Origin of the sequence: Achromobacter sp. Root83, assembly GCF_001428845.1 — a bacterium.
Taxonomy (GTDB): Bacteria; Pseudomonadota; Gammaproteobacteria; order Burkholderiales; family Burkholderiaceae_B; genus Achromobacter.
Genome location: NZ_LMIU01000022.1, coordinates 19,387 through 35,635 on the forward strand (window position 1 = coordinate 19,387; position 16,249 = coordinate 35,635).

Genomic DNA, 16,249 nt, shown 5'->3' on the forward strand with positions numbered 1-16,249 from the left:
CACACACAGGAACCGAGATGCCACAACCGCATGAACTGTCCGCGCAGGAACTCCTGCAGGCGTATCGCAGCAAGACCCTCTCGCCCGTCGAAGCCACGCGCTCGGTGCTGGACCATATCGAGCGCTGGGAACCGCAACTGCATGCCACCTACGCGCTGGACCCGGAAGGCGCGCTGGCCATGGCCCGCGCCTCCGAGGCCCGCTGGATGAAAGGCGAGCCGCAATCCTGCGGCGGCTATACGCTGGACGGCGTGCCCGCCACCATCAAAGAGAACATCGCCACGCGCGGCGTGCCGATTCCGCTGGGAACGGCCGCGACGGACCTTACGCCCGCGGCGGCCGACGCCCCACCGGCCGCGCGCATGCGCGAGGCCGGCGCCGTTTTGCTTGGCAAGACCACCATGCCCGACTACGGCATGCTGTCGTCGGGGCTGTCCAGCTTCCATGCGCTGACGCGCAACCCCTGGGACCTGTCCAAGAATCCCGGCGGTTCCAGCGCAGGCGCGGGCGCGGCGGCGGCGGCCGGCTATGGCCCGCTGCACATCGGCACCGACATCGGCGGCTCGGTTCGCCTGCCGGCGGCCTGGTGCGGCATCGCCACGCTCAAGCCCAGCCTGGGCCGCATTCCCATCGACCCGCCGTTCATGGGCCGATGCGCCGGCCCCATGACGCGCACCGTCGCCGACGCGGCGCTCATGATGGGCGTGCTGTCGCAGCCCGATGCACGGGACCACATGAGCCTGCCGTTCCAGGACTTCGACTGGCTGAACCTGGAACAGGACGTGCGCGGCCTGCGCATCGGCCTGCTGATGGACGCCGGCTGCGGACTGCCACTGGATCCCGAGACCCGCGACGCCGTCGAAGCCGCCGCGCGCGCCTTCGAGGCCGCGGGCGCCATCGTCACGCCCATGCAGCCCTGGATGACGCCGGCCATGCTCGACGGCGTAGACCGCTTCTGGCGCACCCGTTCGGCGATCGACCTGGGCGCGCTGCCCGAATCGCGCCGCGCGAAGATCCTGCCCTTCATCCGCGCCTGGGCCGAAAGCGGCGGCGGCCAATCCGGCGACGCCGTGTTCCGCAGCTACTACGAGACGCTGAACGTGCGCGCCCGGACCGTGGCGGCCTGCGCCCCCTACGACTACGTGCTGTCGCCCGTGGCGCCCGTCGTGGCCTACAACGCGGAATGGCCGTCGCCCACCAACGAGGTCGCGACCACGATGCACCACATCGGCTTCACGCTGCCCTTCAACATGAGCGAGCAGCCCGCCGCGTCGGTCAATTGCGGCTACACCAAGGCCGGCCTGCCCATCGGGCTGCAGATCGCCGGTGCGCGCTTCGACGACCTCGGCGTCCTGCGCGTGGCCCGCGCCTGGGAACGGATGCGTCCGGCGCAGCGGCCCTGGCCCCAGCCCTCCAAACCGAACTGACTTTCCACGGCAACCCACAGGAATTCCCATGCGTTGGCTTTTGGCAATGATCAAGCACGAAACGAACACGTTTTCGCCCGTGCCGACCCCGCTTGAACGATTCTTCCGCGGCAGTCCCGAGATCCTGGCTGGCGACCGCGCCATCAAGGCCTATGAAAACACCGACAGCGGCCTGGGCGGCTACATCGAAGTGGCGCGCCGCGAGGGCGCCCAGATGGTCGTGCCGGTGGCGGCCGAGTCCTGGCCCAGCGGGCCCGCCAGCGCCCAGACCCACGAACGGCTGTGCGGGCTGATCCTGGACGAGGTCAAGCGCGGCGGCTTCGACGCCATCCTGCTGGACCTGCACGGCGCGATGGTCGCCGAGGGCGTCGAGGACGCAGAAGGCGACCTGCTGCGCCGACTGCGCGAGATCGATCCGACCACGCCGGTGGCCGTGACGCTGGACATGCACGCCAACATCTACGACGACATTGTCCGGAACGCCACGGTCATCAGCGGCTTCCACACCTATCCGCACGTCGACATCCGCGAGTCGGGCGTGCGCGCCGCCAACGTCATCGTCCGCGCCCTGAAGGGCGAGATCAAGCCGGTGATGGCCTGGGCCAACAAGCCCATGCTGCCGCACATCATGTGCCAGGGCACGCATGCCGCCCCGAACCAGCCCCTGCAGGAGCGCTGCAAGGAACTGGAAGCCAACGGCGTGCTGGCCGCGTCCGTCTTCGTGGGCTTTCCGCACGCGGACATCCGCGAGGCGGGCCTGAGCGCCGTGGTCTGTACGGACGGCAACCTGGCCGGCGCCGAACAATACCGCGACGAATTGCTGGAACGCGCCTGGACAGGCCGCGCCGACTGGGTGTTCCATCCCGAACCGCTGGCGCCCACCATCGCGCGCGCCAAGGCCATCGAACAGGGCCCCGTCGTGCTGCTGGACCACTTCGACAACACGGGCTCCGGCGGCACCATGGACACCACCGCGGTCCTGGCCGAAGTGCTGCGCCAGGAACTCGACAATGTGGTCTTCTATGCCATCTGCGACCCGCAGGCGGCGCTGGAGGCGGCGGGTTCCGGCGTGGGCAGCACCATCACGCTGAAACTGGGCGGCAAGCTGCCCATGCCAGCCATCAAGGAGCCCAGCGAACCGCTGGAAATCACCGGCCGCGTCAAGCTGGTGTTCGACGGCGTCTACCTGAACCGGGGCCCCATGTACCGCGGCGTGCGCAATGACACCGGCCTGACCGTCGTCATCGACACCGGCCGGGTGGAGATCGTGGTGGTGTCCCGTCACCAGGAACCCTTCGATATCAATTGCCTGCTGTCGGCCGGCATCGATCCGCAGCAAAAGCGGTATGTGGTGCTGAAAAGCCGGGTGCATTGGCGCGCGGGCTTTTCCGGCATGGCCACCGAAATCATCGAATGCACCGGCGTGGGTGTCACCACGTCGGACTACGGCCAGCTCGAATTCAAAAACGTGCGGCGCCCCATTTACCCCCTGGATCCGCTGTAAATCCACCGAATTGTCGACAAAAAGGCCGGCGCGACAGCGCCGGCTTTCATTTTGAAATCTTCGGTAACTGACGCGTTTCCGGGGAGACACCTGTCTCGGTATACTGCCGCGGGCCTTACAGGCCGATGAATACGTGTATTCCGGACGGCTTGCCCGTGGGCAGCCGGGCGCGGCGGCGAATGCGGCCTCGACCATCGGATATGACTCGATAATCAACACAGAAGCAGACGATGAAAAAGAGCGTAGCGATCACCCTGGGTGTGGTCATAGTGGGAGCGGGAAGCTGGGTAGGCGCCACGTGGTACACCGGCAAACGCATCGAGGAAAGCTCGCAGCGCCATCTGGCCGAGGCCAATGAAAAGCTGGCCAAGCTCACGCCGCTGTTCGGCCTGCGCATCGATCAGTTGAAGTACGAGCGCACCCTGTTCTCGACCCAGGCGCGCTATGGCGTGTCGCTCGTCAAGAACGACAAAAGCCTGGATGACATGCCCACCGGCATGATCGAATTCGACGCCAACGTCGAGCACGGCCCCTTTCCCAAGAGCGCTTTGGCGCGCGGCGCCATCGCTCCCAAGCTGGCGTTCGTCCATGCGGAACTGGCCAAGACCGACAACGTCAAGCCGGTATTCGAACTGACCAAGGACGTTTCCCCCCTGGTCAGCGACGCCATCATCAGCTACGGCGGCGCCTCCTCGTCGACGGCCAAAATCGCGCCGGTCGTCGTCACGCACGACGGCACGACGGTGAACTTCAGCGGCATGCAGATCGACGGCACGTTCGACCGCGACACGCAGGCCGTCACCGCGCAGGGCGTGATGAACGAACTGTTGGTGGACGCCAGCAAGGGCAACGATCCCGTCACCCTTACGCTGGCCGGCATGACGATTGGCCTCGACAGCCGCATGGGCAAGTTCGGCATTTCCATGGGCGATTCGGATCTGAAGATCAAGCGCATCGACGTCGTGCGCCCGCTCGACAAGCTCAAGGTTACGCTGGACAACTTCGCCTATGGCGTAAAACTGTCCGAAGACGACAAGTCGATCAATGCGCAGGCGACCTACCAGACCGGCGACCTTACCGTGAACGACGTGGTGCTGGGCAGCGGCCAGGCCACGCTCAAGGTGGCCAGGATGGACGGTCAGGCCGTCAAGCAGTTCTCCGACACCTACAACCAGATCATGCGCCAGTTCATGCTGGGCGCGTCCGACGAAGGCCTGAAGGACGAACAGTTCCAGGTGCTGCTGGACAACGCCGGCAAGGTGCTGGCCGGCAATCCGTCGTTCAGCATCGATCCCCTGAGCTGGAAGACGGCCAAGGGCGAAAGCAAGCTGACCTTCACGCTGGACCTGGCCAATCCGCCCAACGCCAAGGAACTGACGCCCCAGGAAATCGCTGTCCAGGCCATCAAGAAGATCGACGCCTCGCTGGTGATCTCCAAGCCCATGGTCCGCGACATGATGGTGCAGTACGCCATCAAGAAGGAAGGCCTGACCGCCGATAAGGCGGGCACCGAAGCCGACGAGCATGTGCGCCAGATGTCCGGCATGGCCGAAATGTTCAACGTCGGCAAGAACGACGGCGACAACATCATCGGCAAGTTCACCTTCGCCGATGGCATGGGCGACTTGAACGGCCAGAAGATTTCCGCGGACGAACTGTTCGGCGGCCTGCTGGGCGCGGCCGGCATGGACTCGATGGGCGACGATGACGACATGCCCGGCATCGGCATGGATGCCGAGGAAGAGCCGGCCCCCGCCCCCGCAGTAGGCGTCATGGAAGACTTCAATCTGGAGTCGGTGGCCACCATGCTCGAAGAGATGGGCTACACCGCCAACAAGACCGACGGCGACGAAGGCCCTGTTCTGGTCCTGAGCGCGGGCAGCACTGGCGCCAGCGATCTGCGCCTGGAATTCCTGTGCAACGACTTCACTGAAAAGTGCCTGGACCTGGTGATGACCGCCACCTACAGCACCAAGAAGCCGATGCCGCTGAAGACCATCAATGCCTGGAACCAGGAATACCGCTGGACCCGAGCCTATCTGGATGACAAGAACCAGGCCGTGCTGCAGATGGACATGAACGCGGAAGGCGGGATTGGCAAGGACAACCTGCAGATCCTGCTCAATACGTTCCTGAGCATCGCGGAAGACTTCGGCACCGCCAGCAAAGGCGCGCCCGCCAAGTAAGACGATCCGTCCCGCAGGCGGCGAGAGCTCGACTCAGCCCCTGCCCGCGTGTTCCTCTGGCGAGGATGGCCCCGGCCATCCTCGCCATTTTGTTGCGCGGCACGCGGACCGCCCATGCGGGCATGACGCCACAAGCCCTTCATCGATCCACTACGTGCCGGTCCGGTCGGCAGGCTGCGCGTGCTGGCGTTCGAGCAGGCGCCGATTGACTTCCTCTACGAACTTGCGCCCGTTGGCCACGGACCTGAGCACGATCTCGCTGCTCTTGGCGAACCGGTGGCCGACCCGGACGCAATACGAATTGCAGGTCCAGGCAAGAAACCCCTGGAAGTAGCCCGCCCCATCCACATCCCGCCATTGGACGCCGGTGATGCCTTTGGTCCAGGGGAGGATCCCGCTACTGATCCAGATGCCGTGATCATTGAGGTAAAGCCGTACCGCGCGCTTTGCGATGAAGCTGCCGACCAACACAAGCAAGAAGAACAGGAATATGCCCATGCCAGCCCATCGGTTTGTTTCGTGGATCGACAGTGCCAGCATCCAGAAGCACAGCACCACGACGGCAGGCCGGGCGTATGCGGTCCACGACAGGCGGTATGCGCTTTCGGCCCCGTCTTTCAGGTAACGTTGGTAGTTGGTCTGTTGATCCATCGGCATTTCCTGGATTGGCCGCGGCGATTCGAGGACAGATCAATGCCCCGCCACGCCCGCGGACCATCCCTGTCTCCTGTTTCAGCTTGAATGTCGAACTAGGTCCCAGCGCGAATCTCACCGAGCGTTGCGCGCAGGAGGCACCCAGATAGTCGCGGAGGAGTCTATTGAGCATTCACCGCTTTCGATAATTCTTTTGCTGAACAGCGCTATAGCCAAACGGAATACCTGAACCGGAAATGGCATCGGGCGGACTGAGAAAGGTGGATCACCCTCTCAGCCCGCCCGATGCAGGCCCTGATTGACGAAGAGACCTTACGCGTAGGCTTCCACCGGCAGGCACGCGCAAACCAGGTTGCGGTCGCCGTAGGCGTTGTCCACGCGGGCAACCGGCGGCCAGTACTTGGCATCGCGCAGGGAAGCCACCGGGTAGGCGGCCTGCTGGCGCGGGTAGTCGTGCAGCCATTCTTCGGCCAGCAGCATCTGCGCGGTGTGCGGGGCGTTCTTCAGGACGTTGTCTTCGCGGTCGCGTTCGCCGCGTTCGACCTGGGCGATTTCCTCGCGGATCGAGATCATCGCGTCGATGAAGCGATCCAGCTCGGCCACGCCTTCGGACTCGGTCGGCTCGACCATCAGCGTGCCCGCGACCGGGAAGCTCATGGTCGGCGCATGGAAACCGTAGTCCATCAGGCGCTTGGCGATGTCTTCGGCGCTGATGCCGCTGGTTTCCTTGAGCGGACGGACGTCCAGGATGCACTCGTGCGCCACGCGGCCGTTATGGCCGGCGTACAGGATCGGATAGTGATCGCGCAGGCGGGTGGCGATGTAGTTGGCGTTCAGGATGGCCACTTCGGTCGCGCGGCGCAGGCCGTCGGCGCCCATCAGCTCGATGTACACGAACGGGATCGGCAGGATGCCGGCGGAGCCGAACGGCGCGGCCGAGACCGGGCCGACGCGGGCGTCGCCCGGCAGCTTGCCCTGTTCGTTCACCACGCCAGGCAGGTAGGGCGCCAGATGCGCGCGCACCGCCACGGGGCCCACGCCGGGGCCGCCACCGCCGTGCGGGATGCAGAAGGTCTTGTGCAGGTTCAGGTGGGACACGTCCGAGCCGAACTTGCCGGGCTTGGCCACGCCGACCATCGCGTTCATGTTGGCGCCATCCAGGTAGACCTGGCCGCCGGCCTGGTGGACCAGATCGCAGATTTCGGTCACGGCTTCTTCGAACACGCCATGGGTGGACGGGTACGTGATCATCAGCGCGGCCAGCTTGTCGCCGACCTGTTCGATCTTGACGCGCAGGTCGGCCAGGTCCACGTTGCCGTTGGCGTCGGAAGCCACCACCACCACGTCCATGCCGGCCAGTTGGGCCGAAGCAGGGTTGGTGCCGTGCGCCGACGACGGGATCAGGCAGATGTTGCGCTGGTGCTGGCCGTTGGCCTGGTGATAGCCTCGGATGGCCAGAAGGCCCGCGTATTCGCCTTGCGCGCCGGAGTTGGGCTGCAGGCTGATGTTGTCGTAGCCGGTGATTTCGCACAGCGCGGCCGACAGGCGGTCGATCAGTTCGCTATAGCCCTGGCTTTGCGAGGCGGGCGCGAACGGATGGATCAGTGCGAATTCGGGCCAGGTGATGGGAATCATCTCGGCCGTGGCGTTCAACTTCATGGTGCACGAGCCCAGCGGGATCATCGTGCGGTCCAGCGCCAGGTCCTTGTCGGCCAGCTTGCGCAGATAGCGCAGCATGTCGGTTTCGGATTGCACGCTGGAGAACACCGAATGCGACAGGATCGCGCTCTCGCGCGCGACCGTGGCGGGGATACCGCCGGCGGCGGCCGCATCCAGCGCGTCGATGTCGAGCTCGACGTCATCGCGCTCCAGGGCGGAAGCGAAGACGTTGACCAGCGCCTGCAGATCGCCCACGGTGACGGTCTCGTCCAGCGAGACCGCCAGGCGGGCGCCGTCGACGCGGCGCAGATTGACGCGGGCGCAGTCGGCGGCGGTCAGGACGGCCGGGGTGGCGGCGCCGGTTTCGAGCAGCAGGGTGTCGAAGAAGGTGTCGTTGACGACCTTGACGCCCAGCTTGATCAGTTCGGCGCGCAGGATGGCGGTGCTGCGCTGCACGCGCTCGGCGATGCGGCGGATGCCGGCGGGGCCGTGCCACACCGCGTACATGCCGGCCATCACGGCCAGCAGCACCTGCGCGGTGCAGATGTTGGAGGTGGCCTTCTCGCGGCGGATATGCTGTTCGCGGGTCTGCAGCGCCAGGCGCATCGCCGGGTTGCCCTGCGCATCCTTGGACACGCCGACCAGGCGGCCGGCCATGTTGCGCTTGAACGAATCCTTGCAGGCCATGAAGCCGGCATGCGGGCCGCCAAAGCCGAACGGCACGCCGAAGCGCTGGGCCGAACCGATGGCGATGTCCGCGCCCCATTCGCCCGGGGCGGCCAGCAGGGCCAGCGCCAGCAGGTCGGTGGCGCAAGCGACCACGGCGCCCTGCGCGTGGGCGGCCTCGGCCAGCTTGCGGTAGTCGGAAACGGAACCCGTGCTGTGCGGATACTGCAGCAGCACGCCGAAGCACTCGGGCAGGCCTTCGGCTTCGTCGCCCACGCGGATCTCGATGTCCAGACCTTCGGCGCGCGTGCGCACGACTTCGATGGTCTGGGGATGCACGTGACGCGAGATGAAGAACACCGGGCTTTGCGACTTGGCGCCGCGGCGGGCCAGCGTCATGGCTTCGGCGGCGGCGGTGCTTTCGTCCAGCAGCGAGGCGTTGGAGATGTCCAGCCCGGTCAGGTCGGCGACCATGGTCTGGTAGTTCAGCAGGGCTTCAAGGCGGCCCTGCGAGATCTCGGGCTGGTAAGGCGTGTAGGCCGTGTACCAGGCGGGATTCTCAAGAATGTTGCGCAACACCACGTTGGGCGTCTGCGTGCCGTAGTACCCCTGCCCGATGTAGTTGCGGTAGACCTTGTTGCGGCCCGCGACCTGCTTCAGTTCGGCCAGCACGTCGGCTTCGCTGCGCGACGGCGGCAGCGCCAGCGGTTCCTGGCTGCGGATCTTGGGAGGCACGACTTCTTCGATCAGGGCGTCCAGGCTGGGGCTGCCGATGACGGCGAGCATGGCAGCCTGGTCGGCGTCGGAGGGGCCGATGTGGCGGGGGATGAAGTCGGTATGGGTGTCTAGGGCGCGCGACATGGGGAGATCTCGGGTAGCGGGTGTCGTCGTGGGACGGACGGTATTGCAGCCAGCGTGGCGGGCGCGGCGCCTGATCGGCCCCGCGCCCGCCCCGGACCGGCTTAGCCGTTGGCGACGGCTTCGTAGCCGGCGGCGTCCAGCAGCTTGTCGGCGTCGGCGGCGTTGACCGGCTTGATCTTGAAGATCCAGGCGGTGAAGGCCGATTCGTTGATCAGGTTGGGATTGCTTTCCAGCTCTTCGTTGAAGGCGACGATCTCGCCGGCGACGGGGGCATAGATGTCCGAGGCGGCCTTGACGGATTCCACCACGCCGGCGGTTTCACCCGCGTTCAGCTTGGCGCCGACCTTTACGTCGCCAACGAAAACCAGATCGCCCAATTGATCCTGGGCGGTATCGGTGATGCCGACGACGAACACGTCGCCTTCGGCTTTGACCCATTCGTGGGACTGGGTGTACTTGCGATCGGTGGGCAGACTCATGGGAACTCCTGAGGGAATGCGGGTAGATGAACGGTGTTGCGCGCCTCGCGCGGGCGGCCGCCGCCCTGGCCGGGCCGGCGCTCGCGCGAAGCTTCGAGTTTACGAGTGTTCGACGGCTTTGCCGTTACGGACGAAAGGCAGTTTGCAGGCCACGGCGGGCACCCACTTGCCGCGGATATCGACCTCGACCGTGTCGCCCGGGCGCACGTCCAGCGGCAGGCGGGCAAAGCCGATGGACACGCCCAGCGTGGGCGACATGGTGCCGCTGGTGAGCTCGCCCATGCCTTGCGCCGTGCGCACCGCCATGTGGGCGCGCATGACGCCCCGTTCCTGCAGCTTCAGGCCGATGAAGGCGGCGGGCGTGGCGAATTGCTCCAGTGCGTCGCGGCCGATGAAGCGGCGGTCGGCGTTCTTGAGCGACACCGTCCAGGTCAGCCCGGCTTCGTTGGGCTGGGTCAGCTCGTCCATGTCCTGGCCATATAGGTTCATGCCGGCTTCCAGGCGCAGCGTGTCGCGCGCGCCCAGGCCCGCCGGGCGCACGCCTTGCGCGGCCAGATCGCGCCATAGCTGCACCACGTCGGCGGCGGGCAGCACGATTTCAAAACCGTCTTCACCCGTGTAGCCGGTGCGGGCGACCAGCGTGTCGCCGTCCACTCGGGCGGCGACGAAAGGGGTCAGCGGTTCGGTGGCGGCCTGCCAGGCGGGACGCGCGGCCCACAGCTTGGCGCGGGCATTGGGGCCTTGCACGGCCACCATGGCGAGGTCGCGGCGCGGCGCGATGGCCACGTCGAACGCGCCGGCCTGCTTCACGCGCTGCATCCAGGCGACGTCCTTGTCGGCCGTGCCGGCATTGACCACCACGCGCCATTCGTCGGCCGCGAAGTAATAGATGATCAGATCGTCGATGACGCCGCCCTGCGGATTCAGCATGCAGCTATACAGCGCCTTGCCCGGCACCGTCAGCTTGGACACGTCGTTGGCGACCAGGCGCTGCAGGAACGCGAAGGCGTCCGGGCCCGTCACGTCCACGTTCAGCATGTGCGAAACGTCGAACATGCCGGCGTCCTGACGCACGGCATGGTGCTCTTCGAGCTGCGAGCCATAGGCCAAGGGCATGTCCCAGCCCCCGAAGTCGACCATTCGGGCGCCGGCGGCGATGTGTTCTTCGGCCAGCGGGGTGCGTTTGAGGGTTGCGGACATGCGGGGGAACTCCGGGGCGGCAGCGATGCCAGGGTTACGGAATGCCGTTGGCGACAAGCGGACTGCGCCCGCACAACGGCTGAATCTTCCGCCCCTCTGTCCTTTTGCCTGAGAGTTGCCCCGCGTGGCGGGTTTGCACCTTCGGCGCCTGGGCTGCTCGCTATGTCCCTAGTTCAGGGGCGGCGCCAGGTCTCTCCAGAGTGCTGTTTTGCCGCGTCCGCGCGGTAAAAACCGGGACGGGGCAAGCATGTGCGGTATCGGATGCCTGAGCGATTCTGGGCGAATTGCGCCTTCGGCGGCGGCCGGAGGTACAGGCCGCTCTCTCCCGCAACATGCGTGACAGCGCCGAAAGCATACAACGAAAGCCGTGCGCCGAAAAGGCGAAAGCAGCCCGCCCCCTAGCCCAGCGCCGTGTCCAGCAGCATCATCAGCACAAAGCCCAGCATCAGCCCGCAGGTGGCATAGACCTCATGCCCCTTGCGATGCGATTCGGGAATGATTTCGTGGCTGATGACGAACAGCATCGCCCCCGCCGCGAAACCCAGGCCCCAAGGCAATAGCGGCGCCGACCAGCCGGCGATGGCGGCTCCGAGCACCGCGCCCAGGGGTTCAACCAGTCCGGACAGCATGCCCAGCGCCACCGCGAAGGTCCGCTTGTAACCGGCAGCCAACAGGGCCACCGCCACCACCAGGCCTTCGGGAATATCCTGGATGGCGATGCCGGTCGCCAGCGCGGTGCCGCGCACGGGGTCGCCGCCGGCGTAGCCCACGCCGATCGCCAGGCCCTCGGGCAGGTTATGCAGCGTGATCGCGAAGACGAACAGCCAGGTGCGGCGCAGCCGGTGCGCCTCCATGCCTTCCCTGCCCTTGATGAAGTGCTCGTGCGGCAGCGTGCGGTCGATGATCAGCAGGACCGCCGCGCCCAACAGCACGGCGGCCGCGACCGTCAGGCCGGCGCCCCAGGGGCCGTAGCCCAGTTCCTTGCCCGCGGCGATGCCGGGCGCCACCAGCGAAAAGGCGCTGGCCGCCAGCATCACCCCGGCCCCGAAACCGAACATGCTGTCCTGCACTTTCTGGGGGATGGTGCGGGCGAAGAGGATCGGCACGGTGCCCAGCGCGGTCGCGCCGGCCGCGACCAGGCCGCCCAGCAGCGCATCGGCCACGTGCGGCGCGCGCACGTCCAGATAGGCCCAGAGCTGATGCAGGGCCAGGCAGGCCACCATGACGGCCAGCGTCCAGACGCTGATGCTGGTGGCCGCGGGCCGCACGCGATGACGGCTGAAGGTATTCATTTGCCGCGGCACTCCTTCAAGAAATGCGCTTAACCCTTGGCTGCCGCGTAGCGGCGGGCCACTTCGGGCCAGTTCACCACATTGTAGAAAGCGCCGATATATTCCGGCCGGCGGTTCTGGTACTTCAGATAATAGGCGTGTTCCCAGACATCCAGGCCCAGGATCGGCGTATTGCCCTGCATCAGCGGGCTGTCCTGGTTGGCGCTGCTCTCCACCACCAGTTTGCCGGCGGGCGTCACGCTCAGCCAGGCCCAGCCGCTGCCGAAGCGGGTCAGGGCCGCCTTGGTGAAGGCCTCGCGAAAGGCGGCCAGCCCGCCCAGCTCCGATTCGATGGCCGCAGCCAGCGCGCCATCCGGCGCTCCGCCGCCTTCGGGCGACATGACGGACCAGAACAGGCTGTGGTTGGCATGGCCGCCGCCATGATTGCGCACGGCGCCTCGAATGGCTTCGGGCAACTGGTCCAGGCGCGCGACGAGGGCTTCGACGGATTCGTCCGTGACGATGCCCGCGCCTTCCAGCGCGGCGTTCAGGCTGGTGACGTAGGTCTGGTGATGCTTGCTGTAGTGGATCTCCATCGTCATCGCATCGATGTGAGGCTCCAGCGCGTCATAGGCGTACGGCAGGGTCGGAAGGGTGTAAGCCATGCATGTCTCCGTCGGATCCGTCCCCCGGGTTGAGGGCAATGATCAAGATCAAAAACATAAATGATATGTATTTTTATTTAATATAACAATGGCGGATTGCCGTTGCCGGTCCACGGCCGCCCGGATCGCCTCCGGCGGCCGCGCCTCAGGCGCCGCCGCCTACAATGCCTGGCCGCACGCCACGCCGGAGGCCCAGGCCCATTGGAAGTTGTAGCCGCCCAGCCAGCCCGTGACGTCGACGGCCTCGCCGATGAAGTAAAGGCCGGGGGTTGACTTGGCCTGCATGGACTTCTGGTCCAGGCCCCGCGTATCCACCCCGCCACGCATCACTTCGGCTTTCTTGTAGCCCGCCGTGCCGCTGGGCACGAGCGTCCATTGATGGATGTCCTGCGCCAGCGCGCGCAGGGTCTTGTCCGGCGCATCCGCCAGGCGCAGCGCCGCCAGGCCGGGCTTGCCACCCTGCTCCGCCAGGTGCAGCCAGCGGTCCGCCAGGCGCTTGGGCCACAGTCCGGCCAGCACCGTGTGCAACTGCTGCCGGTTGCCGGACTTGGACGCCAGCAGCTCCTGCGCCAGGTCGCGGCCGGGCGCCAGGTCGATCACGATCGGTTCGCCGGGCTTCCAGAAACTGGATATCTGCAGGATCCCGGGACCGGACAGGCCCCGGTGCGTGAACAGCAGGTCTTCAAGGAATTCGCCGCGCGTCTTGCCCTGGCCCGTGTGCAGGTTCACTTCCAGCGCCACGCCCGACAACTCGGACAATGCCTGCCATTGCGCGGGATCGAACGTCAGCGGCACCAGCGCGGGCCGCGGTTCCACCACCTTGAGGCCGAACTGGCGCGCGATCTTCAAGCCGAAGTCGGTCGCGCCCAGTTGCGGAATCGCCATGCCGCCGGTCGCCACCACCAGCTTGGCGGCGCGGATCGCGCCCTGGCCGGTGCGCAGCTCGAAACCCTGCTCGCCGTGGGCGATCTCGGCCACCGAACAGCCCATGCGCCACTGCACATTGCCGGCGTCGCACTCGGCGCGCAGCATGTCGATGATGGATTCGCTGGAATCGTCGCAGAAAAGCTGTCCGCGGTGCTTCTCGTGCCAGGCGATGCGGTGGCGCTTCATCAGCGCCAGAAAGTCCTGCGGCGTATAGGCCGACAGGGCCGACCGGCAGAAATGCGGATTATCGGAAAGAAAATTGGCGGGTCCGGCGCCGATGTTCGTGAAGTTGCAGCGGCCTCCGCCGGAAATGCGGATCTTCTCCGCCAGGCGCTCCGCGTGGTCGACCAGCACCACGCGCAAGCCGCGCTGACCGGCCACCGCTGCACACATCATGCCAGCGGCGCCGGCGCCGAGTACGGCTACATCAAACATCAGGACTCCAGACCCGCCGGGTCTTACTCTTCGATCAGGCAATCAACGTAGTAGCGCTTTTCGCCGTCCGGACCTATTTCATCGGCCAGGCCGTGGATATAGGTTTCGAAGCCGGGGAAGCGTTCGTTGAACTCGCGCGCGAACTGCAGGTATTGCACGATGGTGCGGTTGAAGCGCTCGCCCGGAATCAGCAGGGGAATGCCCGGCGGATAGGGCGTCAGCAGCACGCCGGTGACACGCCCTTCCAGCTTGTCGATGTCGACGCGCTCGACCTCGCGGTGCGCCATGCGCGCAAACGCGTCCGACGGCTTCAGCGCGGGCACCATGTCGCTGAGATACATCTCGGTGGTCAGGCGGGCGACGTCGCGCGCGCGGTAGGCCTCGTGGATTTCCTGGCACAGATCGCGCAGGCCCATGCGCTCGTAGCGGCGCTGGCCCCGGCAGAAGTCCGGCAGGATGCGCCACAGCGGCTGGTTGCGGTCGTAATCGTCCTTGAACTGCTGCAAGGCGGTCAGCAGCGTGTTCCAGCGGCCCTTGGTGATGCCGATGGTGAACAGGATGAAGAACGAATACAGGCCGGTCTTTTCGACCACGACGCCGTGCTCGGTCAGGTACTTGGAGACCAGCGCGGCGGGGATGCCCGTTTCGCCAAAGCTGCCCGACATGTCCAGCCCCGGCGTGATGACCGTGGCCTTGATCGGATCCAGCATGTTGAAACCTTCGGCCATTTCGCCGAAGCCGTGCCAGTGGTCGTTGGACTCCAGGATCCATTCGTCGCGGTTGCCGATGCCTTCCGACACCAGGCGGTTCGGGCCCCAGACCTTGAACCACCAGTCGTTCTTGCCGAACTCGGATTCCACCTTGCGCATGGCGCGGCGAAAGTCCAGGGCTTCGCGGATGCTTTCCTCGACCAGCGCGGTACCGCCCGGCGGCTCCATCATGGCGGCGGCCACGTCGCACGACGCGATGATCGCGTACTGCGGGGACGTGGACGTGTGCATCAGGTACGCCTCGTTGAACACGTTGCGGTCCAGCTTGCGGGTCTCGGACTCCTGCACGATGATCTGCGAGGCTTGCGAGATGCCTGCCAGCAGCTTGTGCGTGGAGTGCGTGGCAAAGACCATCGCGTCCTGGCTGCGCGGACGGTCCACGCCGATGGCGTGCATGTCCTGGTAGAACTCGTGGAACGAGGCGTGCGGCAGCCAGGCTTCATCGAAGTGCAGCGTGTCGACATAGCTGCCCAGTTGATCCTTGATCATTTCCACGTTGTAGATGACGCCGTCGTACGTGCTTTGCGTCAGCGTCAGGATGCGTGGATTCTTGTTCACCGCTTCGCGCGCGAAGGGGTTGGCTTCGATCTTCTTGCGGATGTTGTCCGGATGGAATTCTTCCAGCGGGATCGGACCGATGATGCCCAGGTGGTTGCGCGTGGGACGCAGGAACACCGGGATCGCGCCGGTCATCGTGATGGCGTGCAGGATCGACTTGTGGCAATTGCGGTCCACCACCACCACGTCGCCCGCGGCGACGTTGGCATGCCACACGACCTTGTTCGAGGTCGAGGTGCCGTTGGTCACGAAGAAGCAGTGATCCGCGTGGAAGATGCGCGCGGCGTTCAGTTCGGATTCGGCGATGGGGCCGGTGTGGTCCAGCAACTGGCCCAGTTCGTCCACGGCGTTGCAGACGTCGGCGCGCAGCATGTTCTCGCCGAAGAACTGGTGGAACATCCGTCCGACCGGGCTCTTCAGGAATGCCACGCCGCCCGAGTGGCCCGGGCAATGCCAGGAGTACGAACCGTCCTGCGCGTACTTGACCAGTTCGCGAAAGAACGGCGGCGGCAGGCTGTCGACGTAGCTGCGTGCTTCGCGGATGATGTGGCGCGCCACGAATTCGGGGGTGTCCTCGAACATGTGGATGAAGCCGTGCAATTCGCGCAGGATGTCGTTCGGAATGTGTTCCGACGTGCGGGTTTCGCCGTACAGGTAGATGGGGATGTCGGCGTTGCGAAAGCGCAGCTCGCCGATGAACATGCGCAGGTTCTTGATCGCGCTGGCCACGTCCTCGGGCGAATCCACGTCGAACTCTTCATCGTCGATCGACAGGATGAAGGCGCTGGCGCGGCTTTGCTGTTGCGCGAACGAACTCAGGTCGCCATAACTGGTCACCCCGATCACCTCGACGCCCTCGGCCTCGATCGCGGCTGACAAGGCTCGGATACCCAAACCGGACGCGTTCTCGGAACGGTAGTCCTCGTCGATGATGAAAATGGGGAAGCGGAATTTCATGCAGGCGCTCCTGGGGGCAAGGCGAATCGG

11 protein-coding genes and 2 riboswitches are annotated in these 16,249 nt (G+C 65.8%); of the genes, 3 read left to right on the forward strand and 8 right to left on the reverse strand.

Annotated elements, in window-relative coordinates:
• The first annotated feature begins 17 nt into the window (after positions 1-17).
• The 3 genes from ASE30_RS15950 to ASE30_RS15960 all read left to right on the forward strand — a co-directional run bounded on the left by ASE30_RS15950 (position 18) and on the right by ASE30_RS15960 (position 5,117).
• Entirely contained in the window at positions 18-1,427 is a 1,410-nt protein-coding gene (locus tag ASE30_RS15950; RefSeq protein ID WP_057285267.1) for an amidase, read from the forward strand.
• Between the two features lie 28 nt (positions 1,428-1,455).
• Positions 1,456-2,931 (forward strand): M81 family metallopeptidase, encoded by a 1,476-nt coding sequence (locus tag ASE30_RS15955; RefSeq protein ID WP_057285268.1) that lies wholly within the window; start codon positions 1,456-1,458, stop codon positions 2,929-2,931.
• A 230-nt stretch (positions 2,932-3,161) separates the two neighbouring features.
• Entirely contained in the window at positions 3,162-5,117 is a 1,956-nt protein-coding gene (locus ASE30_RS15960; protein ID WP_057285269.1) for a DUF945 family protein, read from the forward strand.
• Between the two features lie 150 nt (positions 5,118-5,267).
• Here the strand turns inward: ASE30_RS15960 and ASE30_RS15965 are convergent, their stop codons facing one another.
• The 8 genes from ASE30_RS15965 to ASE30_RS16000 all read right to left on the reverse strand — a co-directional run bounded on the left by ASE30_RS15965 (position 5,268) and on the right by ASE30_RS16000 (position 16,219).
• The gene (locus ASE30_RS15965) at positions 5,268-5,768 is read right to left on the reverse strand and encodes a hypothetical protein (protein ID WP_057285270.1); all 501 of its coding nucleotides are present in this window, start codon (positions 5,766-5,768) and stop codon (positions 5,268-5,270) included.
• 315 nt (positions 5,769-6,083) lie between these two features.
• Positions 6,084-8,957, reverse strand: a complete 2,874-nt coding sequence (gene gcvP / locus ASE30_RS15970) for an aminomethyl-transferring glycine dehydrogenase (RefSeq protein WP_057285271.1) — start codon at positions 8,955-8,957, stop codon at positions 6,084-6,086.
• A gap of 101 nt (positions 8,958-9,058) precedes the next feature.
• Positions 9,059-9,436: a glycine cleavage system protein GcvH gene (gcvH, locus tag ASE30_RS15975; protein ID WP_057285272.1), complete on the reverse strand. Its 378-nt coding sequence runs from the start codon at positions 9,434-9,436 to the stop codon at positions 9,059-9,061.
• 99 nt (positions 9,437-9,535) lie between these two features.
• Positions 9,536-10,636, reverse strand: a complete 1,101-nt coding sequence (gene gcvT, locus ASE30_RS15980; protein WP_057285273.1) for a glycine cleavage system aminomethyltransferase GcvT — start codon at positions 10,634-10,636, stop codon at positions 9,536-9,538.
• An 86-nt stretch (positions 10,637-10,722) separates the two neighbouring features.
• Positions 10,723-10,845, reverse strand: a riboswitch (glycine riboswitch).
• A 33-nt stretch (positions 10,846-10,878) separates the two neighbouring features.
• Positions 10,879-10,974: riboswitch (glycine riboswitch) on the reverse strand.
• A gap of 60 nt (positions 10,975-11,034) precedes the next feature.
• Positions 11,035-11,928, reverse strand: a complete 894-nt coding sequence (locus ASE30_RS15985; protein WP_057285274.1) for a ZIP family metal transporter — start codon at positions 11,926-11,928, stop codon at positions 11,035-11,037.
• A gap of 29 nt (positions 11,929-11,957) precedes the next feature.
• Complete coding sequence (locus tag ASE30_RS15990; protein WP_057285275.1) at positions 11,958-12,572, reverse strand: superoxide dismutase; 615 nt, start codon at positions 12,570-12,572, stop codon at positions 11,958-11,960.
• A gap of 159 nt (positions 12,573-12,731) precedes the next feature.
• Positions 12,732-13,934, reverse strand: coding sequence for an NAD(P)/FAD-dependent oxidoreductase (locus tag ASE30_RS15995; protein WP_057285276.1), 1,203 nt, complete (start codon positions 13,932-13,934; stop codon positions 12,732-12,734).
• Positions 13,935-13,957: 23 nt separating this feature from the next.
• Positions 13,958-16,219, reverse strand: coding sequence for an arginine/lysine/ornithine decarboxylase (locus tag ASE30_RS16000; protein WP_057285277.1), 2,262 nt, complete (start codon positions 16,217-16,219; stop codon positions 13,958-13,960).
• Positions 16,220-16,249: the final 30 nt, after the last annotated feature.